General features: G+C 45.9%; 36 protein-coding genes. 15 read left to right on the top strand and 21 right to left on the bottom strand.

Annotated features, from left to right (window positions below):
• Position 1: 1 nt before the first annotated feature.
• The 21 genes from Q337_RS16390 to Q337_RS0101525 form a co-directional block, all read right to left on the bottom strand.
• The gene (locus Q337_RS16390; RefSeq protein ID WP_228133063.1) at positions 2-1,009 is read right to left on the bottom strand and encodes a phage scaffolding protein; all 1,008 of its coding nucleotides are present in this window, start codon (positions 1,007-1,009) and stop codon (positions 2-4) included.
• A 2-nt stretch (positions 1,010-1,011) separates the two neighbouring features.
• Entirely contained in the window at positions 1,012-1,296 is a 285-nt protein-coding gene (locus tag Q337_RS0101625) for a hypothetical protein (RefSeq protein WP_026470095.1), read from the bottom strand.
• A 9-nt stretch (positions 1,297-1,305) separates the two neighbouring features.
• Positions 1,306-1,539: a hypothetical protein gene (locus Q337_RS0101620; protein WP_026470094.1), complete on the bottom strand. Its 234-nt coding sequence runs from the start codon at positions 1,537-1,539 to the stop codon at positions 1,306-1,308.
• Positions 1,540-1,682: 143 nt separating this feature from the next.
• Complete coding sequence (locus tag Q337_RS0101615) at positions 1,683-2,924, bottom strand: phage head morphogenesis protein (protein WP_026470093.1); 1,242 nt, start codon at positions 2,922-2,924, stop codon at positions 1,683-1,685.
• Positions 2,924-4,390 (bottom strand): phage portal protein family protein, encoded by a 1,467-nt coding sequence (locus tag Q337_RS0101610; RefSeq protein ID WP_026470092.1) that lies wholly within the window; start codon positions 4,388-4,390, stop codon positions 2,924-2,926. Before Q337_RS0101610 ends, Q337_RS0101615 begins: the two co-directional genes overlap by 1 nt.
• 8 nt (positions 4,391-4,398) lie before the next feature.
• Entirely contained in the window at positions 4,399-5,646 is a 1,248-nt protein-coding gene (locus Q337_RS0101605) for a PBSX family phage terminase large subunit (protein WP_026470091.1), read from the bottom strand.
• On the bottom strand, positions 5,636-6,112 hold the full coding sequence (locus Q337_RS0101600; RefSeq protein WP_026470090.1) for a DNA-packaging protein: 477 nt from the start codon (positions 6,110-6,112) through the stop codon (positions 5,636-5,638). Before Q337_RS0101600 ends, Q337_RS0101605 begins: the two co-directional genes overlap by 11 nt.
• Before the next feature lie 259 nt (positions 6,113-6,371).
• A complete protein-coding gene (locus tag Q337_RS0101595; protein ID WP_026470089.1) occupies positions 6,372-6,608 on the bottom strand; it encodes a hypothetical protein in 237 nt (78 codons plus the stop codon).
• Between the two features lie 195 nt (positions 6,609-6,803).
• Positions 6,804-7,460, bottom strand: a complete 657-nt coding sequence (locus Q337_RS0101590; protein ID WP_026470088.1) for a hypothetical protein — start codon at positions 7,458-7,460, stop codon at positions 6,804-6,806.
• An 11-nt stretch (positions 7,461-7,471) separates the two neighbouring features.
• Positions 7,472-8,140: a metallophosphoesterase gene (locus Q337_RS0101585; RefSeq protein WP_026470087.1), complete on the bottom strand. Its 669-nt coding sequence runs from the start codon at positions 8,138-8,140 to the stop codon at positions 7,472-7,474.
• 95 nt (positions 8,141-8,235) lie between these two features.
• Positions 8,236-9,084: a hypothetical protein gene (locus Q337_RS18735; RefSeq protein WP_034279153.1), complete on the bottom strand. Its 849-nt coding sequence runs from the start codon at positions 9,082-9,084 to the stop codon at positions 8,236-8,238.
• Positions 9,077-9,865, bottom strand: a complete 789-nt coding sequence (locus tag Q337_RS16380) for a metallophosphoesterase (protein WP_084494670.1) — start codon at positions 9,863-9,865, stop codon at positions 9,077-9,079. The genes Q337_RS18735 and Q337_RS16380 overlap by 8 nt, the downstream gene beginning before the upstream one ends.
• Positions 9,862-10,881 (bottom strand): DUF3310 domain-containing protein, encoded by a 1,020-nt coding sequence (locus Q337_RS19140; protein ID WP_228133062.1) that lies wholly within the window; start codon positions 10,879-10,881, stop codon positions 9,862-9,864. Before Q337_RS19140 ends, Q337_RS16380 begins: the two co-directional genes overlap by 4 nt.
• Positions 10,878-11,129, bottom strand: a complete 252-nt coding sequence (locus Q337_RS0101560) for a hypothetical protein (RefSeq protein WP_026470085.1) — start codon at positions 11,127-11,129, stop codon at positions 10,878-10,880. The genes Q337_RS19140 and Q337_RS0101560 overlap by 4 nt, the downstream gene beginning before the upstream one ends.
• Before the next feature lie 4 nt (positions 11,130-11,133).
• The gene (locus Q337_RS0101555; RefSeq protein WP_026470084.1) at positions 11,134-11,397 is read right to left on the bottom strand and encodes a hypothetical protein; all 264 of its coding nucleotides are present in this window, start codon (positions 11,395-11,397) and stop codon (positions 11,134-11,136) included.
• Entirely contained in the window at positions 11,387-12,748 is a 1,362-nt protein-coding gene (locus tag Q337_RS0101550; protein ID WP_026470083.1) for a replicative DNA helicase, read from the bottom strand. Before Q337_RS0101550 ends, Q337_RS0101555 begins: the two co-directional genes overlap by 11 nt.
• Positions 12,748-13,584, bottom strand: coding sequence for a hypothetical protein (locus Q337_RS18210; protein WP_051526478.1), 837 nt, complete (start codon positions 13,582-13,584; stop codon positions 12,748-12,750). The genes Q337_RS0101550 and Q337_RS18210 overlap by 1 nt, the downstream gene beginning before the upstream one ends.
• Positions 13,577-13,813 carry a helix-turn-helix domain-containing protein gene (locus Q337_RS16370; RefSeq protein WP_034279152.1) on the bottom strand — a complete coding sequence of 79 codons (237 nt, stop codon included), beginning with the start codon at positions 13,811-13,813 and terminating at the stop codon, positions 13,577-13,579. Before Q337_RS16370 ends, Q337_RS18210 begins: the two co-directional genes overlap by 8 nt.
• Entirely contained in the window at positions 13,810-14,217 is a 408-nt protein-coding gene (locus tag Q337_RS0101535; RefSeq protein WP_026470082.1) for a response regulator transcription factor, read from the bottom strand. The genes Q337_RS16370 and Q337_RS0101535 overlap by 4 nt, the downstream gene beginning before the upstream one ends.
• 85 nt (positions 14,218-14,302) lie before the next feature.
• The gene (locus tag Q337_RS0101530) at positions 14,303-14,623 is read right to left on the bottom strand and encodes a hypothetical protein (protein WP_026470081.1); all 321 of its coding nucleotides are present in this window, start codon (positions 14,621-14,623) and stop codon (positions 14,303-14,305) included.
• 30 nt (positions 14,624-14,653) lie between these two features.
• Positions 14,654-14,845, bottom strand: a complete 192-nt coding sequence (locus Q337_RS0101525; protein ID WP_026470080.1) for a Cro/CI family transcriptional regulator — start codon at positions 14,843-14,845, stop codon at positions 14,654-14,656.
• Between the two features lie 118 nt (positions 14,846-14,963).
• Between Q337_RS0101525 and Q337_RS0101520 the strand changes: the two genes are divergently transcribed.
• From Q337_RS0101520 to Q337_RS0101440, 15 genes are all read left to right on the top strand, one after another.
• The gene (locus tag Q337_RS0101520) at positions 14,964-15,677 is read left to right on the top strand and encodes a LexA family protein (RefSeq protein WP_026470079.1); all 714 of its coding nucleotides are present in this window, start codon (positions 14,964-14,966) and stop codon (positions 15,675-15,677) included.
• Between the two features lie 166 nt (positions 15,678-15,843).
• Entirely contained in the window at positions 15,844-16,026 is a 183-nt protein-coding gene (locus Q337_RS0101515) for a hypothetical protein (protein ID WP_026470078.1), read from the top strand.
• A gap of 2 nt (positions 16,027-16,028) precedes the next feature.
• The gene (locus tag Q337_RS0101510) at positions 16,029-16,427 is read left to right on the top strand and encodes a hypothetical protein (RefSeq protein WP_026470077.1); all 399 of its coding nucleotides are present in this window, start codon (positions 16,029-16,031) and stop codon (positions 16,425-16,427) included.
• Positions 16,428-16,540: 113 nt separating this feature from the next.
• Positions 16,541-16,945, top strand: coding sequence for a hypothetical protein (locus Q337_RS0101500; protein ID WP_026470076.1), 405 nt, complete (start codon positions 16,541-16,543; stop codon positions 16,943-16,945).
• Positions 16,946-16,948: 3 nt separating this feature from the next.
• Positions 16,949-17,146, top strand: a complete 198-nt coding sequence (locus Q337_RS0101495) for a hypothetical protein (protein ID WP_026470075.1) — start codon at positions 16,949-16,951, stop codon at positions 17,144-17,146.
• Between the two features lie 28 nt (positions 17,147-17,174).
• A complete protein-coding gene (locus Q337_RS0101490) occupies positions 17,175-18,098 on the top strand; it encodes an ATP-binding protein (RefSeq protein ID WP_026470074.1) in 924 nt (307 codons plus the stop codon).
• 138 nt (positions 18,099-18,236) lie between these two features.
• The gene (locus Q337_RS18730; RefSeq protein ID WP_156935675.1) at positions 18,237-18,431 is read left to right on the top strand and encodes a hypothetical protein; all 195 of its coding nucleotides are present in this window, start codon (positions 18,237-18,239) and stop codon (positions 18,429-18,431) included.
• Positions 18,428-19,051 (top strand): hypothetical protein, encoded by a 624-nt coding sequence (locus Q337_RS0101475; protein ID WP_026470072.1) that lies wholly within the window; start codon positions 18,428-18,430, stop codon positions 19,049-19,051. The genes Q337_RS18730 and Q337_RS0101475 overlap by 4 nt, the downstream gene beginning before the upstream one ends.
• Positions 19,052-19,060: 9 nt before the next feature.
• Positions 19,061-19,303 (top strand): hypothetical protein, encoded by a 243-nt coding sequence (locus tag Q337_RS0101470; protein ID WP_026470071.1) that lies wholly within the window; start codon positions 19,061-19,063, stop codon positions 19,301-19,303.
• On the top strand, positions 19,296-19,898 hold the full coding sequence (locus tag Q337_RS0101465; protein WP_026470070.1) for an HNH endonuclease signature motif containing protein: 603 nt from the start codon (positions 19,296-19,298) through the stop codon (positions 19,896-19,898). Before Q337_RS0101470 ends, Q337_RS0101465 begins: the two co-directional genes overlap by 8 nt.
• A complete protein-coding gene (locus Q337_RS0101460) occupies positions 19,886-20,506 on the top strand; it encodes a DUF1367 family protein (protein ID WP_026470069.1) in 621 nt (206 codons plus the stop codon). The genes Q337_RS0101465 and Q337_RS0101460 overlap by 13 nt, the downstream gene beginning before the upstream one ends.
• Before the next feature lie 10 nt (positions 20,507-20,516).
• Positions 20,517-21,098, top strand: coding sequence for a DNA polymerase III subunit beta family protein (locus Q337_RS0101455; protein ID WP_026470068.1), 582 nt, complete (start codon positions 20,517-20,519; stop codon positions 21,096-21,098).
• Between the two features lie 188 nt (positions 21,099-21,286).
• Positions 21,287-21,544: a hypothetical protein gene (locus Q337_RS0101450; RefSeq protein WP_026470067.1), complete on the top strand. Its 258-nt coding sequence runs from the start codon at positions 21,287-21,289 to the stop codon at positions 21,542-21,544.
• Positions 21,545-21,620: 76 nt separating this feature from the next.
• Positions 21,621-21,875 carry a hypothetical protein gene (locus Q337_RS0101445; protein ID WP_026470066.1) on the top strand — a complete coding sequence of 85 codons (255 nt, stop codon included), beginning with the start codon at positions 21,621-21,623 and terminating at the stop codon, positions 21,873-21,875.
• 7 nt (positions 21,876-21,882) lie between these two features.
• Positions 21,883-22,092: a helix-turn-helix transcriptional regulator gene (locus Q337_RS0101440; RefSeq protein ID WP_228133061.1), complete on the top strand. Its 210-nt coding sequence runs from the start codon at positions 21,883-21,885 to the stop codon at positions 22,090-22,092.
• Positions 22,093-22,346: the final 254 nt, after the last annotated feature.

Genomic DNA, 22,346 nt, shown 5'->3' with positions numbered 1-22,346 from the left:
ATTATTTACCCCCTTCGTATGAAGCAGCGAAGTTATTAAACTTGCCATCCAGTGTGTTATTGCCCTGCTCCTGACCACCAGTGGCCTGATCCGTAAACAGATTGGCTGGCAAGCCGGGCTTGGTTGTCTGCTTGGCTGCAAACTGCTGATGCAATGCACGCGCTTGCTTGGCTGCAAATGCAAAACCAGCATCGTCCAGTTTCAGATAATCGGCTTTATCCTCAGCGCTAAATTCTTTTAGCCCCAAGTCTTTGGCCAGTGCTGCAATTTCAGCTTCACGCTTGGCAGCAGCAAACTGCTTGTTTTGTTCCTGCAAGCCAGTGACTTGCCCTTCTAGCTCTTTAATGCGAGCATTTGCCTGTTCTAACTCAGTCACGTTAGTGTCCTCTTGAGTAAAAGATTTAGGTTTGTGGCTTGCTGCCACAGCGTTGGTATTGTCATCTGCACCCAAAGCACAGAAAGACACTTCACGGATGCGCCCACCACGGAATACCGCAATAGGCCCCTGATAGGTTTTGCCATTAACCGTCACTGACTGATCGGCCTGTACGTTTTCAATGCTGCCCGGCTCAATGCGTACTGACATCTGCCATGGGAAACCATCGTCGGAATCCTGCGCAATCTGAGTACCAAATTCGTTACTCATCAGCACGCCCGATACAGACAGTCCAGTGGTGTTATCAATCTTGTATTCATTGATGGCACCTGCACGCTGACTAGAGCGGTGATCCAGCAAGGCAGGAATACGCCCTTTAATCTGCATGGTTGCCAAGTCAAAAATGACCCGATCCCAGTACCAGTGGTCTGTGATTGGCTCGCCTGAGTAAGCAATGCCCGAAAATGTGCGCTGCTTTTTGTCATCTGCGGCAGGCGCCACATCAAGCGGCTGAACACGAAAGCAGAATTTACTGCTATCACTTTCCAGCTCTGCCTGTAGCTCTGGCGCAAAACAAAAAACCGAGCGGTTTAGGCTCGGTTTCTGTGCATGTTTAGACTGTGGTTTTGGCATGGTTACTCCTGAAAGCTATCTAATAGCTCACTGATCTTTGCCTCAATGTGCGAATTAACATGGCTATTTTTAGTAGCTGCAAATGCACCAGCCAATGAGTCCAGAGTTCTTAGCTTGTCTTCAAGCTCAAAATGTTTAAAGCTATTTTCAGGCTTTACTGGAATTGGCTCTGATGGAATTATTGCCACATGGCAGCTAGGATTATTCGAAAGCAGATCAATGATCCTTTGAGTATGCTTAGGACTGCAATTCTCAATTTTAATTACAACTTCATTTGAATTTGGCATTTTTAGTTCCTATGGTTTCCTCGGTGGATTTGATGGATTTGATGGATTGCTATTACCAATCGGCTGATAACCACCGGATTGAGCGCATGTATATATTTTGCCTTGAGCTACTATTGGCTTGCCATTAACCACATCACTGCGTAGCAATCCATAACCAGCCATATAGCCAATCAAGAACATGATAAATCCGACAATGAAGATCATAATTTTCAAACCTGCGTAAATTGTCCAGTAATCAGCCATTTCTGATCTATGATTGGCTTACAGTCATGTGCGATTAGCACCTTTCGCTTACTACATCGTGTGCACTGCATATACAGCACTTCACCACCATCAAAGACCAGTACATAACAATGTGGAAACAGGAAGCGGCACATATGAGCACCTCACAGGGCAAACAACTGCCCACCAGTAGCTGTAAATAGCTGTGTAGCGGCCTTGGTTGTTGGCTGCATGACCACAACACCGTCTTTCACTTCAACGACCTCTAATCGCAAATCAGGCGGTAATAACACCCCATCACTGCCCAGCTTTGATAAGTCAATACCAAGGCCATGCGCGTTAATGATCTCAACCTGCTGGCCTTGTGTGGCTTGCCGAAACAAGGCTGGTGTATTAATGCCAATGACCTGACCTTTACCAAACACATAGTTTGGTGCATCCAGATTGCCGGATAACTTCTTTTTAAGTTGTTTGGCTGCCTTGGCAACGGAATCATAAGAGCGTTTTAGCCAGTCCATTACCCGATTGCCAACGCCTGTGTTTTTGTTGCCATTGATATAGTCATCAAGTGGCTGGCCAGTACCATTGGCATACTCATTAACCATAGTCACAGCGCTAGGATCTAAATTTACATCCAGTGCTACAGCCTGTTCGACCATTTGTGGCAAGGTCTGGCGTGTGGCAGCGGTCAAGCCCAGTCGCTTAATGGTTTCCTGTGCTGCATCGCCTTCCTGACGGATTAAGCGGCGGATTTCTTCAATACTCTGGCGTGCTGCCGGGTACTCTGCGGCCACTTCACTTAGCTGAGATTCGGCATAATCAATGATCTGCTGCTCTGGGGGCTGGCTTGGTTTAAATGACCAGCCTGCATCTGGTTGCACCTGTGGCAAGCGGTCATCTGGGGTAATACCTGCTTCCATGGCATCTTTTAGGCTTAATGAGCGTGTATAGCACCTACAACGGAAAGCTGTTGGTGGTGTGTTGGTCTGCCAAAACTCGTCATCAATATGCCGAATGACCTTATCCAGCTTTAAGTGTGTTGGCCTAACCCGGCTGTCATTGATTGCCCGGTATTGCAAATAAGGACGCTCTGCTTTGTTCGCCTGCTGCTCTAGCCAGCGACCACGACTGTAGGCATTTTGCACATTAGTCCTAAACACATTATCCAGATAGGATTCAGGCAGCTTAATACCGTCTTTGGCAATCTGCTTTTTAAAGTCGCTAAACGTGCCGCCATCCTTTACTGATTTAGCCAGTGCATTTAACACAAAACGCATCTGCTCAACGGATGCCAGCTTAGATACGGTAAACGCATACTGACGCTGCAATATATCCAGACTGTAAAACTCGTCCGGCATGACAATATTGCGCTGCTGCATGAGTGCAACCAGTTCGAGCGGGGTCATTAGTTGCCCTCGCTTGAGTGCTTATATCCCAATACATCAGCCGTATATAAAGCCTGTGCCAGCACGTCGTTAAACTGCTCAAGCGGTGCATCAGGAATAGCTGCAAACAGTTTCTCGGCCAGCTGCTCCGGTGTTTCGCTATCCGCAACAATAGACTTGATCTGGTCAACATCAAGTAATGAATAACTATCTGGTGCCAGATTATCCACTTCCTGCTGTTGTGGCGTAATCTTCTGACTACTGGCCTTAAAGCTGAATTTCTGTTGCAGCAGTGCGCTAAAGGTCTTGGCTGGTGCTGGCTTGTCGCTCTCAAGCTCAAAGTATTCAGCTTCCAGATTGTACTGATCTTCAAAATACTTGCGGGTAAATTTCACTCCGACTTCTGACAGCACCTTGTCACGATTCGCGCGTTCAGCTTCCAACCCTTTGCCATCAGCCAAAGTGATTTCGTGATGCTCAAAGCCATTTAGCTTGCACAGTGCATCAATGACACGCTGGATTGTCGGCAACACAAGCTGAATATCGCTATCACGCTTATCCATGCGCACTTCATTGTGCACTTCACCCAATGCCCGGCTGCCATTACCATCAGTGCCAGATGTTAAGGTTTGCCCTAATACCAGCTTATTAATGCGACGGGTGAGCGCGTCATCAAAGGCAACAAAAGACTGGCCAGCATTGCCTGTACCAACACCAATAGCCGTTACATCTTCATCATCATTAATGCCCAGTACTGCACTACCGTGAGCAGCAAGCAAGGCATCACGCATTTCTGTGGTTTCGCCAGCAGTCTTACCCACCAGAATGGGGCTACCGAAACGCTCAAGGAATTTAGCCCAGAACTTCCAGCCATTGGTGCGGAAATACCACGGCCAGTACAAACGGCTTAAGAGTGCCTGCCCTTGTGGTTGCTTATAGTTTGGCTCATTAACGGTCAGGAAAAACTTGTATTCCTGATCTACCAACTGGCCTTCCACACCATGCAAGCCACTGTCCGGGAAATATCGCAGCTCACCATTGTTCCGTGGCTCAAACCACTCCATCGGCTTTTCAATGATGCGATTAAACCCACGATAGCCATTTTCATTGGTTATTTCGTCATCTTTCTCATAGACAGCTTCCAGTACACTATAACCATAGAAACGGGAATTTACTGCACCACGAGTCATGCCCTTGATGAATTTATTGAGCTGGTCAATCAGAAAATCTGCGGCTGGACCTTCACTGGGGTTTAAGCGAAATGGTACGGCCAGCAAGGCATCAACACGGGTAGATACAGCCTGACTAATCTCATCATCAAATAGCAATGCACTGAGCTGGTGACGTTTTACCCCTGCTTTTTTAAGCACGTCATCGAGATCAGGCACGCGAGTAAGCCATTTCACCAACTGGCTTGTTGCTAATTCCTGGGTAAGCGAACCCGAAACCGCCTTTTGCCGAGCAGCCTTTTGTTTATCTTTAGCCATGAATTTACCTAAAATGTTCGAGTGCCGCCAGTTGCTGGGGCTTGCCGTTTTCTATTACGGATCAGCGGTTGAAGGCCATAGCGAATGCCATCCATGTGATGGTTGTGCAAGTCCAGAATCTCTGGCAACACATCACCTGCCTTATTCACCTTGTATGAATAAACCTTGAACTCTTTAGCGGTTTCTGGGCAGTCCGGATGAATGACAATCTGCTTGTACTTCTTCATAAAAGTAATGCCGTCCTCAACACTACCCGGCCATTTATCTGCTGCCTTGATCTTAAAGCCCTGTCGCTTCATGTAGCTGATGGTTTCAGGCCTTGAATTATCAGCCCTGATTTCATGAGTACGTGCGCCTGGCACCTTATCAAACAAGTCTGGCAAGTGATCAATTTCGCAGCCTACCTGATGGGCCTCATCCCGAATGTACAGAATGTTGTCATGCTCAAACATGCGGTTTAGCGTGGTTGGGTCTTGAGCAAAGCCCCAGTCAGAGCCGTAATAAACTTCCGTCCAGTCTGGTTGTGGCTCAAACTCATCGACCACATAGCGACCAGAGAAAATAATTGCTTCGCTAAACTCAAGATAAGCACCGTGCCATACCCACTCAAACAAGTTCCACGCATTCGCATCACCAGCCTGCTGCATCTTGATTGCACGGCGACGGTCATCGGCATACTCATCAAGTAATGTCTGGGTAGCAAATGGGTTATCAGCAACATTGACTTCAACCACAATGCTGTTTGATGGTGCTAGCTCACCACGCAAAAACACATCAATGGCATCGTCTTTGCTTTTTGGGTTCCATGACGCCCAAATTTCTGAATCATCACCACGGATTGTTGGCCTTAGCAGCCTTAATGATGTTGCACTAATGTTTTGTGCTTCTTCAATCCATGCCCGGTCAAAGCCCTCTAGCGACTTAATAGAATCGGCTGTGTGATCTTGCATCCCCTGAAAAAGAATGACCCCTTCACCACCAACCCGCTTAATCAAGTCACGCTGAATGTCAAATAAGTGACTAACACCCAGTGCATTGATCTTGTCTGCAATAAGCTGCTTACTGGAGAATCGAATAGACTTCTGCACTTCACGAATACAGACTGCCCGCAAGTTCTTATTTACAACGCAATCTTCTACCAGTCTTTCAGCAAAGAAATGGGATTTACCACTACCACGTCCACCATGTGCTCCCTTGTACCGGGAAGGCTGCAATAACGGTACAGCCCAGCGTGGTGTCGCAATATCAAGTTCCATCCTCTTTGCCTTTAGGATCAACAATGCGCCTGGTAATTGAAGTGACTTCGACTGAGCCTGTGTGTTTCTGCTCTGACTTATCAGTAAGCCCTAACTCACGGGCAATGATATTAGCGTTCAACAAATCAGCAGCAGCACCGGCAAACTTCTGCTCATAAATGACTGATTCAACCTGACTTACGATAGCCGAAAAATCTTCGCGCCTTTTGTAGTCACTCCAGGTTGATGTACCAATATCCAGAAATAAGCATAAGCCCTGAATAGTCATTGGGCGCATCTTATAAATCGTTCCACGACTAATTTCACCCTGATAAGCAAATAGCTTTTCTTCACTTAACGGGTTTTCTTCCACCCATGCAAAATATTCACAAGCAGCGCTCCAGAGTTGTTCTGGATTCTCAAAAGCCGGATTGCGGCCATGAGAGCTACGCTGCTCCCAAAACCGATTACCGACTGGAGCTGCCATAATCAAACCTCACATATAAAAAGACCCACCGAAGTGGGCGAAACTATTAAACAATCTCTAGGCATCTACCGCACTTTTTGCAGTGTCTTGCCTTATTCATGCCTGTATTGAAATGAATCCAACGGCCTTCGTCATGCTTGCATTTCGTTGAAGTCCAGTAGTACCACTTGAACCAATCACAAAATTGTCTGAGCCAAGCCATAACCTTTCCTCAGGCAACAAAAAAGCCCACCGTAGTGAGCCTTAATGCTGTTTAAATTTAACCTAATAGTGTTTTTCTGGCCCGAATATCATAGCCTTGACCAGATTCATCAAAGAAAGTATCAAACTCTCTCTTTATCAGCCGCTTGCCACTGCACAAATCAATGCGGTCAATGCTTGTTATATGAACATTAGCGCATGACTTTACTGAATAAATGGCCCTTGCAGGAAATAAAACACCTACACTATCTACAGCCCAAACATTAATAGATTTTTCGTTTAATGGAGTGCACATTGCACTTACTCCTGAAAAGGCAACATTGCCCAAATCAAGTGTAAGTGTCTTATTGTTCTACTTTGCCTATCTGTGTTGACACGCTGATAAGTGACAACAAAAAAGGCCGCACAGGCGACCTTTGAATTTGATGTGAGCAATACATTCATAAAACGCCCACTATAGAAATACTTATACTATTTCGTTACCCAACTGTCAAGCAGTCGAACAATCAAACAATTGCTTTAGCTTTAGGCGTATCTGATCTTCCCAAAGCATCAGTTCAGATGTGGCTAGAACGCGATAAACCTGCCATGTTTTAGCGTAATTGTTTTTAGCCATACTAAACCCAGCCATGACTATCTCGTTCTCTAGCGTGTAATGGTTGCGATACAAGCGCATCTTCAATGCACACTGCGCCAGACCCTTAGCCATAATGTCCAGTTCCCCTACCTTTGGCCGTTTCTTGTCTGTTTTCAGCACTTCATTGATAAAGACACGCACCACATTACGCACACGAAAGAAGTCAGCATCTTTAATCAGCACACGGGTATTGAGTACCACTGGTTTTTCACGTTCCTTGCGTTTACGCTTCGGTGCTTCCCGTCCTGATTCATCATCAAACTCATCATCAGCAACCGGATAGATGATTTCCTGCACACGCTCAATATGCAGATTACCAGCCAGCAGGTACGCATAACGCACAATATGATCCGGCAAGCCCACCATAGCTTCCAATACGTCCGCCTTGGTGTACTTCGGCCTACCGCCTCGCCCTTTGCCCATTTCCGGCGGCTGGTCATTGAGTAGAGCCAGCATATCAATGACATCAAACTTTTCTTCCTGCACTACGCCTTTAATTGCTACGCTCATATCCCTTCCCCTTACCCTAGCCTCATTACAGTCAATGTTCCCCAATGGACTGCGCCTGTATCAATGAAATAGCAGTTGTCACGCTTAAACGGCTTTGGTGTGACGGTATGCCCCATAATTACCGCATCAACACCAGTAACCGTCTTATGTTTGGGATTCATGTCAAACCGCTCACGACCCCAAATTGCCAAATCCTTTGCGCCGCGCTGTCTGTCTTTATCCTGGAATGTCTGCTTGAATTGCTCCCAATCGTTCTGCTCAATATGACCATGGACAAATCCAAATTTCTCGCCCTTATGATCTATCTCTAGCACATAGGGCAACTTCTTAAACTTCTTGACGATCTGGTCTTGCTGCTGGTCATCCAACTCATAAAACCATTCACCGCCATTGCCAACATGGCAACGCTTGGAGGCTGGATGCACCAGCGCATCAATACAAAGTTGCTCATGATTGCCACGCACTGCGGTAAACCATGGCTGATCCAGCAAGCCGATACACTCAAGGTTTTGAATGCCACGGTCTACCAAGTCACCCACAGACACCAGCAAGTCATTTTCAAAGTCAAAGCCAATCTGCTGAAGCTTGAGCATTAACAGGTTGTAGCAGCCGTGCAAATCACCCACAGCAAACAGATGGCCTTTAATTTCTTTATTCCAGATTTTAACTGCTTGGTTCATCACTCAGCCCTCACCCAAATTCACAATCACTTGAATAGCCGCATCTACTGAATTAACCACCGCCTTTTGACCCTGCCAGCGTCTAATGCTTATTCTCATATCCGGTTTTCCTCTGGAAATTTCTTAAGCTGATCAAACTTGCCTGTTGCAAATAAAATCGCTTCATCAACATCGTGGATCAGATAAACAGCCCCGCCACGCCAATCATTCGACCATTGTTTTTGTCGGGGGTTTAAACCACGGCGGCCATAGGCGGTTTTAAGATTTTTTACGTCAAATAAATGCCAACCATCCTTAATCCATGCAATTCCATCTGGCACACCACAGCCAGCATCACTCAAATCACGCACTGGAATAATCTTTCTTAAGGCATCAAATATTTCATTGTGATTTGCATCTTTCTTGTTTCCATAAGCTCTTTTGGCCATAGCTGCTGCTTCTCCTGCTCTTTGTGCACCACCGCTATCTAAAAAACATTCATAACTACAAAATTTGCGAGCCTGACTCTTTGACGATTGGAACTCTTGATTGCAATGACCACAATTTGTCATATGCTTAATTCTGGGTCTTGGTATGTAATTGCTCTTTTTGGGCTTTACTGAATTTTTAACTTTTGGCGATAAATTCTTTTGTGTAGCCTTAGCAGTTTTTGATTTTTGTTTTGTTTTGAGTGGCTTGGATGCCTGCAATAAGGCTCTTTCTGACTGATAACACTTATGTGAACAATATTTGCGTGTCTTATTGTATGATTTAAACTCTTTATTGCAGCCCACACAGGTCTTGAGCGCGGCACTCTTAAAGTTTGGATTAGAGTCACCCTGCATTCTTTTGGAATAACCAAGAGCCATACAGCTCATTGAACAATATGTTTTACGCATTTGATGGGCGGTAGCTGGAGCCTCCTTGCCACACTCTGCGCATTTCCATACATCAAATTTACGCATTGGTTTTCTCTCCCTGATTGCCCATTCCATTGCTTCCCGGACAAGTGTCGGATTGATCCTCTCGTGGTACTGAAACTGGTGCGCCATGTTGCTCTCCTTTCAACTCAATGACAGTCAGCAGCGTTGTATGGAAAGCCCCTGTGTCAATAAAGATGCAATTGTGCTTACGCATAGGCCGCGGCAAGACGGTATGCCCCAAGTAAACTTCATCAATATTTTTTATGGCCTGATATTGGTTTTCGCTGGAATGTGCATAAACACGGTCACGGCTCCAAAGTGCCATGTCTACTGGCGAGCGATATGATTCACTGCCACCAGCATTTAATTCAGCCTTAAATTCTTCCCAGTCGTTTTGCTCAACATGGGCATGCACAAAGCCGTACTTCTTACCCTTAAAACTAATCTCAAGGGCAATGGGCAAGGATTGAAATTTGCTAACAATTTGCTGCTGGATGTGATTATTTAACTGATAGAACCATGCGCCACCGTTATTGCTCATGACATGTTGGCGAGCTATGTTGTAATCAAGAAAGCCCTCGATGCAAAACTGCTCGTGATTACCGCGAACCGCTTTGAACCAAGACTTTCCAATCAATCCGACACACTCTTGGTTTTGCAGGCCACGATCAATCAAATCACCAACAGATATTAGTAAGTCGTTATTGAAATCAAAGCCGCGCTTGGCAAGTTCGGCCATGAGCAAGCTATAGCAGCCATGAATATCACCAACCACGAAAAGACGGCCAGTAATGGGTTCATTGTAAATTTCTACTGTACTCATTCCCCCTGCTCCCCTTTCAAACGCTCAATCTCGTCGTTGATGTACCAGATGGCCTTTTGCAGATCCTGGACTGTGGCAGACTGGTCTTTTAGGCCAGCATGCCATAGATATTTAATAGCATTGCCGATATTGAAATTACGGTGACGGGTAATCTGGATGCACTCAATGCCACTTGGGTCTGATGTGTAGTGCGATGGATGATTGACGGGATCAGCGATAAGCTCACACTCGGTCAGAGGCTCATTAAACAGTGCAGCTTCGTTGTCGAGCTGAGTTTGTGGTCCATCAATAACAGGCTCATTAGTTATTATCTCTGAGCTAATAGGCTCGCCATGAACAGGCAAATCTTCTATGCCCAACTGACCTATAGCTGTTGCTAAGCACAAGTTCCGGCTTAGGTGCGGGGATGATGCAGTGGTATCTAGCCACACCCTCTGGTCGGTTGATGTCGGCAAATTATCAGCCACATCAACCACTTCATAGACTTTTTCCTTTGCGCCCCATTGGAAAGGCTCTATATTGCGGATAAAGGTAACCTTGTCGCCTATTTTAAATTTTCGCTGTTCTAGTGATTCCTGCCAGTCGCCTTTGTAGGCCGCTACAGTCCCATTGCTTCCATTGATATAAATTTCAGTATAGGGAGCAACTGGACGCCACTCTCCATCTTCCAGCTCAATTACAGGCTCTTCCAAAAATCCCCATGCGCAGTCACCATCCTTATCAGTCGCCAGCCAATTAACAACATCAGGCACGTTTGACCAGTCATATTTTTGTTTAGGCTCAAGCTCTGCAATACGGGTGCGAATGTTTGATAGTTTGATAATTGTTTTATCGCTTAAATCAATCAGTAATCCGGGCTTATTCCAATGCGAGCCATACCATGCTACCCATGTATCAGGGTCTTTTAAGTAGTCATATTTCTCTATGCCATCATAATCAACAACGTGAGTTGCCCCCTCTGGCGCACCATCCACAATCTCTTTCAACTGCTGCAAGGTCAGGTTTTGTAGTTTCATGCTGTTTGCTCCAATGCTTTTATCTCATCGGCTTTGACCCCAAAAGAGTTGTCGAGAACGCGCTCATGGGAAACGTAATACTGAAAAAATCTACCTTCAGGAGAGACTTCCCGGATAATCAGCACAGTTCCTTTTTTTGCATAAATACCACCGGGCGAATACTCATCTGCGCCCTGTACAATGTCCTTAGTTGCTGTAACTGCTTGACCAACTTTTAGAATTTCACGTTCGGTTTTTAGAGTGTTCATTGGCTTAGTCCTTTAAACTAGGATATTGGTTTAGTAGTGGGCGAATAGCGCGGCCTGATTCGTGGATGGCAAGCTGGGCTTTCCCCAAGAGATGGTTAATGGCATCAAGTGCCATGCCTTTTGGCCATGTGAGCCTATGGGCAATCAGGTCTATAGCTTCCTGCACACTCAGCCACGGCATTGGTGTTTTCTGGCGTTTGCGCTCAAGCTCAACCTGTTCAAGCTCATGGATGAGATATAGGGCATGAATGAGTTGCTCAGAAGTCATTGTGACCTCCTGCGCCATACGCTTCTTTTTCAACGTAGCGGCTGCAACTTGCTTCAAATATGAGCTTAATAGTGCCTTTGGGGCCATTGCGGTGCTTGGCAATAATCAGCTCTGTTTCACCGGGCAGGTGCTCAGGTGGCGCATCATCATTTTTCTCAATCTCATCACGATGCAATAAAAGGATTACATCCGCGTCGCGCTCAATCTGTCCAGACTCACCCATGTGGTCAATTCGTGGCTTAACCCCCGGCTTTGCAGCTTCACGGTTAAGTTGTGCCAGTGCCAGCACGGGGCAGCCCAGGTCTTTTGCCATGGCTTTTAAGTCACGGCTGATTGCACTGATTTCCTGAAAGCGGTTTTCTCGATATTCCGGATGGGTCATTAATTGCAGATAGTCCACCACAATCAGGCCAACAGGAGCTTTGCGCATTGCGCGGCGGGCAGTAAGCATGATCTGGTGGGGTGCGCGCTTGGATTGATCGTCAATTGTCAGTTTGCGTTCCTGTAAAATGACCGCACTCTTTCTGAAGATTTCACTCCGTTGTTCATCGCTGAGTTGCCCAGAACGTATATTGTGTAGTGGCACACCAGTTACACTGGACATATAGCGTTCCATAAGCTCAGGCTTTTCCATTTCCATTGAGAAAAATAAAACCTGCTTGCCCGTATCAGCCATAACACCATCAGCAATGTTCATGGCCAGTGTTGTTTTGCCCAGACCGGGACGCGCACCCACAACAATCAGTTGCCCGGCACGCAGGCCATTTAAAGTATTGGTAAGTTTCTCAAATCCAGTGTGATAGCCACGCTTTAATGGGTTAGGATTTTCAATGTTATGAATAAATCCGCGCATTAGCTCTTTGACATCAGCTTCGCTATCTGCATTGTCAGCACATGATTCAAGTGCGCCAGCAACCGCGCCAGCAATCACCTCTTGCGCTGGAGTATCCGGATTGCTGAGTAAATGGGAACGCGCTGTATCAAGTGCATTGAGTGCCTGTCTGCGTGCTGCCAAATCAATCAGTTTGTCAGCATAAGCACCTATGTTGTACAGGCTGGACGGGCTTTCAGCCAGAAGCTTTAGCAAGTACGGTTCACCGCCTGCAAGCTCTAACGTGCCATTGTCTTTGATTTCTTCAAAAACCATGGTGGCGTCATAGGGCTGGTTTTTACGGTCAAGTGCGCAGATGGCCGCATAGATCAATTGATGGCGCTCGGCAAAAAATACATGCCCATCAAATCCGGCTGGTAGCGATTCAATACTGCCGTTAATCGTCATCAGCGCGGCTAGCACTGCTTGCTCAAAACTGATTTTGTAGAGGCTCTCAAGCCCTAGTGCCAGGTTTCCCATTACGCTCTCCCCATCACTTGCATAAGCTGCTGGTAGGCTTCACGGGCTGCTGCGGCCTGCTCTGGTGTAGATTCAAGTCTGATTTCAGGCAACTGGACTGGTTTGTAATAATCCGGCTCATAGGTCTGGATGGTTTTTGCGGTCTGGGCTGGTTGTGTATTGGCCTGCCCCGCAACTTCATCGTTCCATTGCTTGCCGTTCAGCCATGTGGATGCATGTGGGATTTTGTCCATTGCCCGGTTTGCGTACACTGCCCTGATCTGGTTTTGAAGGGCTGCAATGATTGCTTCAGGATTAAACTCAGACTTAGCGATCTTGTTCCATGCCTTGAGTGCAGCGTCTTTTTTGACCTTGCGTGGATAGATTGCCCAAAACGAATTGAACGAATCGCCACGGTCATCGGCAGATGGCCTTTTATTATTTTCATTTATTATTTTATATTCTTTATTATTAGTGGGGGATTTTCCGGATACGGCATTTCCGTTTACGGGTTTGCCGGAAACAGCAGGTGAAATAGACTGATTTTCAGCAGTACGCGGGGTCTCAAAAACTACATATTCATAGCCTGCCAGCTTGCCATTTTCGCGCAATTGACGCTTTTCGATATAGCCATGGTCTGCCAGTTCCTTTAATCCGGCATAGCACGAATCACGGCCATCTGTGCTGCGTCCTTGCAGGTCTGCCACGTTCACCTGCCAGTTGTCCGGACGTGATAGCAGGTAGCCAATAATACCCTTGGCTTTCCAGGATAAACGCTCATCTTCAAACACAAGGCGGGCAATCATCACATAAGGATTGTCACGGTTTTTTTCGGCACGGATAATAGACTTACTCATGGCTATCTTCCTTCTTAAACATATAACGCGCGTGATAGCTGCCCTGTGCGTTCTTTTCGGGATAGGCAAATATCTGGTGGCCTGCTGACCTTAAATCGCAAATACGCGCAGCCAGGCGGGTTATGTTGTATTGTTTGATGGCATCCATGGATGTGATAGAGCCATGCTCTTTGATGTGCTTAAGCACGGTCATGTTCTGACTGGTGGTTTGTGAGATGGATGCATTCATGCTGCTTTCTCTCCAGGTACTTTCCAGACCTTTGCTGTGGAATTGCCAACAAATGCACCTTTCACCAGTCCTTTTTTCTCAATCTGGCGCAGGGTGCTATTGGCCTCTTTCACGTCAATCTTGAGTGCGTTGGCAATATCGCCTGAGTTGGATAAACCCTTTTTCACCAGCTCAAGCACTTTCATCTGGCGGGTCTTTTCATCTTTCTTGGTAATACTCTGCTGCACGTTCTTGGACATGTAGCTGACTGGGCGAGGCTTAGGCGCATAGCCGGGAACCACAGTCACTGTGCCGCCATGGGCTAGATGTTCAGCGACCTGAGCTGCCAGTGCATCACTCTCAAGGCGTTTTAGTGCGCAGTCATGACCAGTTACTGTTGCCACTTGTTTGCATAATTGATTCATGGTTTAATTTCCCTGCTTCGACTTATTCGCTTGTGTGTCACCACAAGCACGAAAGCCCCGTCAGTTGCCTGATGGGGCTTTTTGTTTATTTGAATAAAATCCGCATGTAGTCAGGTGAGTTAAAGGCATTGCGTAAATACACGCGAGTTGCCTCTGCCACTTCCTGAGAACAATAAACATCGTTACCGTCTACGATCTTCAATCCAAGCAATTCCAGCATCACCAAAAAGCTTTCAAGGTCGCTCAATCCATTGCTGCGCTTGGTGTTGATTAACTTTGACAGCGTGCCAGCGTCCAGATTGAGCTGGCTGGCAATGTTGGCCTGCTTCGCATTTTCAAGACCAGTCAAAACCATGCTTAACGCGTTTGCTGACATTGGACTGAGTACGAGAGAAGATGTGCTCATGTTCTTTTCCGGGTAAATAAAATGGTTGGGTTAAGCGGTGGCTTGTTTTGTTTCAGTGTGGGGAATGCTTGGATTAACTCGCAAAAGCTTCAAAGCAGATGCTTCTGGCACTGTGTCGCCCCACTGGCTAACAGCCTGCTTTGTCACACCAATAGCCTTTGCAATTCCTGATGGGCTTTTGAATGTTTTAAGCGCATCTTCTTTTTTCATGAGAATTTGCATAGTTAAAAACCTTTTACTGCTTAATACCTTTAGTAAAGCATACTTGACCCATAAAAGACAAGTACAATTTACTAATTAACGGTTAAGCTAGCTTTACTATTTTCGGATTATTCTTAAGATGAGTACGCTTCAGGAGCGAATGGCGCAGGCCGCGACACACGCTAAACAACTAGGCAAGATTGTTACTAAAGCCGAAATTGCTAGGCAGTGCGATACATCGAAGCAAACTGTTGGTTATTGGTTTAATGGCCCCACGCAAACAATTGATGGCCCATTACTCCTGAAGGCTGCCGAGTACCTAGATGTAAACCCAATGTGGTTGGCTGGCGAAAAAGCACCCATGGCTTTAAACCAGGATGTTAAAGCTGCAAATCAGAGCAACGCTCAGCGAATTAATAATGTAAGAATGTTGCCTGTTTTATCTTGGGTTCAGGCTGGAAACTTGACAAGTGCTGGCCCGGTTGAAGTGACTGATATTAAGGAGTGGTATCCAGCTTTGAGTGATGATGATTGCGATAAATGTTTTTACTTGGAAGTGAAAGGGATTAGTAACTTTCCAAAGTATCAAGAAGGGGACTTTATTCAGGTTGATCCCACTATTTATCCAGATGAATTAGTTTCTGGTGACATTATTGTTATTCATAACTATGAGGGTGAAACCTTTAAAAAGTTAATCATTGAGAACAATGGGCGTAAATATTTGCAGGCACTCAATCCAGACTGGAAGCCTAATATTATTGAGTTTGACGAAGATACAAGGCTTATAGGTATTGTGGTTGATGGTTTTAGGCCAATTGGTGGCTCAAAGCGCAAGCGCACAAGAAAACACTAACATGATGCGAACCAAGTTTAGCCCGCCCTGTGCGGGTTTTTGTTTGTCCTCCAAAATTTAAAAGTAAAGAAAAGTAAAATAAATGCAAAATAATAGTAAAGCTGTCTTTACTTTATATAAAAGGTAAAGTATTCTTAACTCATGCCCAACAACATGAGCAAACAAGATGAAAACTCAAACAATGCCTCTCCCCCGCAAGTCCGGTGCATCCGGCAAGCTGGTTCATGCAACACCTAAGCTGATTCGTCAGCCGGGCATGATTGAACGTGTCTATAACCGTGTGAGCCTTAGCAGCATGGTTGTGGGGTTTGGTGTAGCTGCTGTGGCTAGCTGGTTTGTTGGGGGTTGATCATGGGCAAGCCAGTATTGCATGCCGAGTATTTAAAGGCTTGGGCAGATGGTCAGGAAGTTGAAGTGAAGCGTGATGAACATGGCTCTTGCTGGCGAGATGTCCCTAAAACTGCCTCTCTCAGTGCTTTTGAAAGCGATATGAATGAATTCCGCATCAAGCCAAAGACTATCAACATCAATGGTTTTGAAGTCCCTGAGCCTGTTCGTAAGCCATTGGACAGTGGCTGCGAGTATTGGTATGTCAACCATGCATGCGAGCATGGATATGGGGCAGACAATTGGGATTCCAATAAATTTCACAGAATTCGCCTAAGGAACGGTGCTGTGCATTTAACCCAGGAAGCAGCAGAGCTACACGCACGCGCCCTACTCTCATTCACGGCTAAGCAAGGTGAATGACATGGACATTGCAAGGGAGTGTGAGAAACGGGCTGAGTCAGCAGGCGACATCAAGGGTTTTGCAGTGCTGATGACAGTAATCATTTTAATCGTTTGGGTAATGGGTGGCTGATATGAACATGCAATTTAATCCAAGTGCTTTAAATAGCCAACTGGTTGAAGTCCTGTGCTGCACCATGGATAAGGCGGAACTGGCCATTGGTCAAGCCACATTCATTATTGAACACGCTACCACAACCGAGTGGTACGACATTGAAAACCCCGAAGGCATCAGCACTGGTAAGCGTGATGTTGAGGCCTGCACCAAGATTAGCAAAATTTGCGTGTGGTGCATGGATGGTCTGGAGATTGATGTAACTAGCGCATTTGCCAATGAAAACGCATGGGAAATGCAGCAATTCATTCAGGCCATTGAACATCAGGTTGAGTATCAGGAGCGCACAGCAGCAAAGAATGCCGAGCCTGATGAACTGGACGATATGTTTGCATTTTTAGACAAGCATTCGTTTAAGGGGTGAGTGATGAGCAGATTATTGAGTTTACATAGTGCCGCAATTGCAATTGCCATGCTGCAAAGTATTGACCGCATGGAAGGCAAGTCATCCGGCTATGTGCGCAATGTAGAAGTTGAGCCAGCCAAGCCCGGCAAACCCCGTGAAGATTTCCCCAGCCGCCAAACCTACCGCGCTTATTTGCGTGAATTGGCAAAGCACAAATAATCCGCCTAAGTCTGAGGAGTACCAGAGAATGGCCTTAAGAATCGTTACTGCTGCTGAGCCCATGCGCGTTGAGAACCTAATTGTCTTTATTTATGGCGATCCGGGCATCGGCAAAACCTCACTGGCCTTTAGTGCCAAGAATCCCATCCTGTTTGACTTTGATGCAGGTGCTCACCGGGCTGGCAAGTTTCGTAAGGATACCGTCCCAGTTAAGACATGGGCTGATGTTGCCACTATTGAAGCCAGTGACCTTGCAGGTTACGACACCATCATCATTGATACTGCTGGCCGAATGCTGGATGTAATTATTGCGGACTTGGTGAAAGACCAGAAGAACTGCCGCAAGAACAGTAAGGAGCTATCCATTCAAGGCTATGGCACGCTCAATAAGCGTTTCACAGGCTGGCTGAACATCCTGCGTTCATTTGGTAAGGACGTGGTGCTACTGGCTCACTCTGCCGAAGATAAGAAAGGCGATGACCTGATTATTCGCCCCGATATGGTCGGCGGCAGTAAAAAAGAAGCCTACAAAGTGGCCGATATGATGGGGTATATGACCACGATTCAAGGCCGCGATGGCGCTGAGAAACTGATTAGCTTTGCTCCATCTGCCAGTCACCATGCCAAGGATTCCGGTGCTATCGGCAATATTTCCCTACCCAATCTGGACAATGTGCCGGACACTCTGGCAGGCATTATCGAGCAAGCCAAAACCCATATTAATTCATTGAGCGAATCACAGGCACAAGCCATGGGTGAATTGAATGACTGGCGCGCTGAATGTATGGCTGCTGAGTCCATTGAAACGCTACAGGGTATGCAGGCCAAGCTGAACAAGTCACACCCCTATGTGCGCGAAATGTGGGAATCCGTAGTCAGTATGGCAAACGGACTGGGCTTTAACTGGGATAAGGCTGGCAAGGTGTTTGTGGCTAAGGAGGCTGACTTATGAGCTTCTGGATGGAATTGCGCTGTGATAGGCGTGGCGCTGGCCGAACTAGCAATAGGTGCTTATCAGATGATAACTATGGGCCGATGGAAATGTATGGCAATACAAAATCTGCTGTATCGGCTGGTGTAGCTGAATTACTTGAATCAGCGGCTTGGGCAGGCTGGCAGAAAAGAAAAGATGGTTGGGTTTGCCCTGCATGTATTTGTCATGAGGAGCAAAGCAATGGGAGCTTATGAATTTGTATTTTTTTGCTTTTTGATTGTTCTTTTTGGGCTAGTTATGTTGGTTGGTGGCCTTGAACTTTTAGATAAAAAGCAAGGCGGTGACCTATGACCCCTATCCGCCTATCCGTCACCATGCTGGACACTTATGTGTCTGGCATGCAGAACGATGAAGTCACTAGCGAGGAACTGGCACAACAGCTATTTGGCGAGTTTAAACAATCCCCTGCTATGGCTGCCGGAACTGCGTTTCATAACATCCTTGAAAATGGCCTTATTCAGCTCATACAGGATAATTACAAGTTTACCCTGCCCAATGACCTAAACGGCACACTGGAACTCGGCTCAGTCCGTGAGCGCAAGTATGAATGGGAAATTCTGCCCGGTGTCGTATTGGTCGGCAAGATTGATGCTGAAACCGCATTTAAAGTGATTGACCATAAGTTGACAGCCCAGTTTGACCAAGACCGTTACATGGATTCCCTGCAATGGCGTGCTTATCTGGCAATGCGCAAGAAGTGTCATTTTGCCTATCAGGTGTTTGAACATGCCGGATTGCCAGCAGTACCCAATGAACACGGTTTATATGAAATCCTGATCAAGAAATACCATGTTTTAGAGCAGTTTGCCTATAAGGGCATGGCAGAAGAAGTCAGGGAAGTGGCTTATGACTTGGCAGAGTTTGCACGGGTCTGGAAGCCAATTGTCCGTAATGAAATGGCTCAGGCTTAGGAGATTGGGATGAGAAACAAATTAATCGACTTAAATGATCACCTATTCGCACAACTTGAGCGTCTTGGTGATGAAACATTATCAGGTGAAGCATTGCAGAATGAGTTAGGCCGCTCAAAGGCTATGACAGGCGTAGCAGCTCAGATCATAGAAAATGCCAGACTTGCTATGGATGCAGAAAAGTTCAGGGTTGACTATCAAAAAGGAGTGGTGAGCCTGCCAGCCATGATAGGAGCTAAACAAGATGCCTAAAGGTTTTTATATTCAGTATACAGCAGCACAGCTTGAGTTTATTGAACAGCATAAGGAAATGGAGCGGCATGCTTTAACAGCACTGGTTAATCAGCAATTTGGGACTGCATTTACTTATGACCAGATCAAGGGTCTTTGTACCCGCAAAGGCTGGAAAACTGGCCGTACTGGTTGCTTCGCAAAAGGTATGAAAACTTGGAATAAAGGCATGAAAGGCCTTCAAGTCAGTCCAAAGTCTACCTTCAAGAAAGGGAATATCCCAGCCACCGCAAAGCCAGTTGGACATGAACGAATAGATAGGGATGGCTATGTTTATGCCAAAGTTGAAGGTCATCGACGTATGGTCTTAAAACACCATTATGTTTGGGAAAAGGTAAACGGCGCTATACCTAAAGGTCACATTATTGCATTTAAGGATGGGGATAAGCTCAATTGCAGCCTTGAAAACCTTGTGCTAGTAAAGCGCGGCGTAATGGCAATCATGAATCATAAATATAGCCATGAGCCGAACCCTGACTATACGCCACTCTACCTAAACATGGCGCGTATTGATCATCGTGTTTCGGAGTTGAGGACTAAGCCATGCAAGAGCTAATGATGATCTGCAATGGCCATGCGCTGGTTCCAGCTACTGAGCATGATCATGCCCTGATGCGTGCGACTTACAAGATTGGTCAGGCCGTTAAGACTGAGTGCGTTAAGCCCAAGAACAATGACCGCAGCTTACAGCATCACAAGCTGTATTTTGGCGGCTTGATTGGATTGGTTAAGGACTATTGGGAACCGCAAACCGGGCTTGTTAATCGTGTTGAGGTCAATACGGCTGCTTCGTTCTGCACCTACTTGCAGCGTAAAGGCATCAAGCTGACAGATGAGCAATCGCAGGCATTGCAGCAGGATTATTTGCAGGACTTGAGCAATCGTCGTGCTGCCAAGCTGATTAACCCTATTCCGGCCAGCACATTAGAGATTCACAAGTGGCTTAAAAATGAGTGCGGTTACTTTGATGTAGTCCGCCTGCCCAATGGTGATTTAGAGAAACGTCCTAAGTCAATCAACTTCGCAACAATGGGTCAAACCGAATTCAACGAGTTTTATAAGAACGCATTTGGAGTAGCTTGGCGTTTTGTGCTGTCACGTCATTTTGACAACGAAGCCGATGCACAGAATGTAATTAACCGCATGCTGGATATGGCAGCGTAACGAGGGAAATATGATGAATGATAAAAAAATACACATTCCAGTTTCGGTAGCAAAAGCATTGCTGATTACTGCTGCCACTCTGGATGTTCGGTACTACTTAACAGGTATCAATGTAGTTATTCAAAATGGTGAATGCAACTTAGCATCAACCGATGGTCACCGCCTTGCCTATTGCAAGATTGAGCATGAAGGCTTTGCTGATGATGAAGTAGTAAATGACATCATCCCGCGCCAAGTTTTTGAAATGCTTCTCAGCAACAAAGACTACTTGCGTTCGAGAGGTCGGGATAAACAGATCACGCTTATAAAATCTGGCAAGCATTGGTTCTCTGATTGCAACTGGTTTGAAATGGGTATCAATCCAATTGATGGCGCCTATCCGGACTGGCGGCGAGTAATACCAAAACCTGATGACCTTACTGATAGCGAATCAATCATTAACGTCAAATATCTTATAGACCTGCACAAGATTGCAAAAATACTGGGCAAACAGCTTACCGGAATAAGAACCAATGGCAACCATGCTGCATCAGCTATCTTTGCTGCTGGTGGCTCTGAATTTAATGTTGTTGTTATGCCAATGCGAATTTAACCGCCCCGCACAGCAAGGAAGCCAGCTTTTAAAGTTGGCAAGCTGGCTCAGTCACAGCATACGGTAAGTGACTTGTACCCCGGGTAACGTATCGGGAAATGATGAAAGTGGGATTCTAACCACACGCCCCTGTTGGCGCAGGCAAGCAAAGAGTAGTCAGGAAGGTGTAATGCGTAGCCGAATTGTTCATGAGTGCAGCCACCCGTCTGCGGCGATACGGGAATTTAGAGGATTGGATGATGAGCGAAATTCTTTTCTATAAAGCTTGTGGCGCTTTGCAAAAGTTGGCAATCCACGGCGCAAGTGAATGTGCCAAAGAGAAAATTCCAGCACCAGCAGAGCTACAGGATGCGATTAATTTCTTGCTGGAGCACTACACGGTAGAAAATTCTTTTGCTGGAAGCTTATTTATTGAAGTGCTTAAAGCAGCACAGGAGCCGACATGAAACGGCGCATTACGATTAAGCGCCAGCGTTATACACGTCGGCGGAGTCTGGTCAACTGGATGGATTGGAGGAAGTGATGGAAAAGCGCATTGAAATTAGCACTGATTTAAAGCAGGCACCGCAAGAACTGGCAGCAATGATGCAAAACATGATTTTACAGTTTGCTGAATCTATTAAGGCTGACCAGCAACAGACCGCGCAACTATACATGGGCACAGTTGCTTTTATGAACTCACAACTTGCAGGACATTTTGGTGCAGAAGCGGCATTGGTTTTACTTGAGCAGCAAGTGACTGCCTACAGGCAAGTTATTGCTCAGTCTAGGCATTGAGAGGTGAATGATGAGTGCAGCACAGAATTTAGAAATTGATTACCGAATTACTCCAAAAGAGTTTATGGAATTGCTTAAGTGCAAAAAGACCAAATTCTATAAACGCATCCAGTTAGGGGAAATTGAAAAGCCGCATACTGATGGCAAGCGAACCACATTCTGGTATGCGTCATATGTCAAGCGTGTGGTTGAGAGCCTAAAAACACCGGATGAGTAATTGTTTATTTAATCCGACTGCTATAACTGTTAAAATGCCCCTATCCCAAGGGGCTTTATTTATTCTACTGCCCACCAAACGGGTACGCTAACGGGTATCTTCAACACCATCAATGAAATAATCTTTTAATTTCATAAGGTTGCAATTAATATGCTTCTCATGCTCGAAAAGAATAATTGTAATCCGCATAATTCCGTTTGATTCCGCTAAGTTATTATTTCAAAAATCATAATTCTATCTTTTATCCGCTTAAT

Origin of the sequence: Alkanindiges illinoisensis DSM 15370 (assembly GCF_000619845.1) — a bacterium.
Classification (GTDB): Bacteria; Pseudomonadota; Gammaproteobacteria; order Pseudomonadales; family Moraxellaceae; genus Alkanindiges; species Alkanindiges illinoisensis.
The sequence above is the reverse complement of the archived record's forward strand: the minus strand, read 5'-3'. Positions and strand labels throughout refer to the sequence as shown.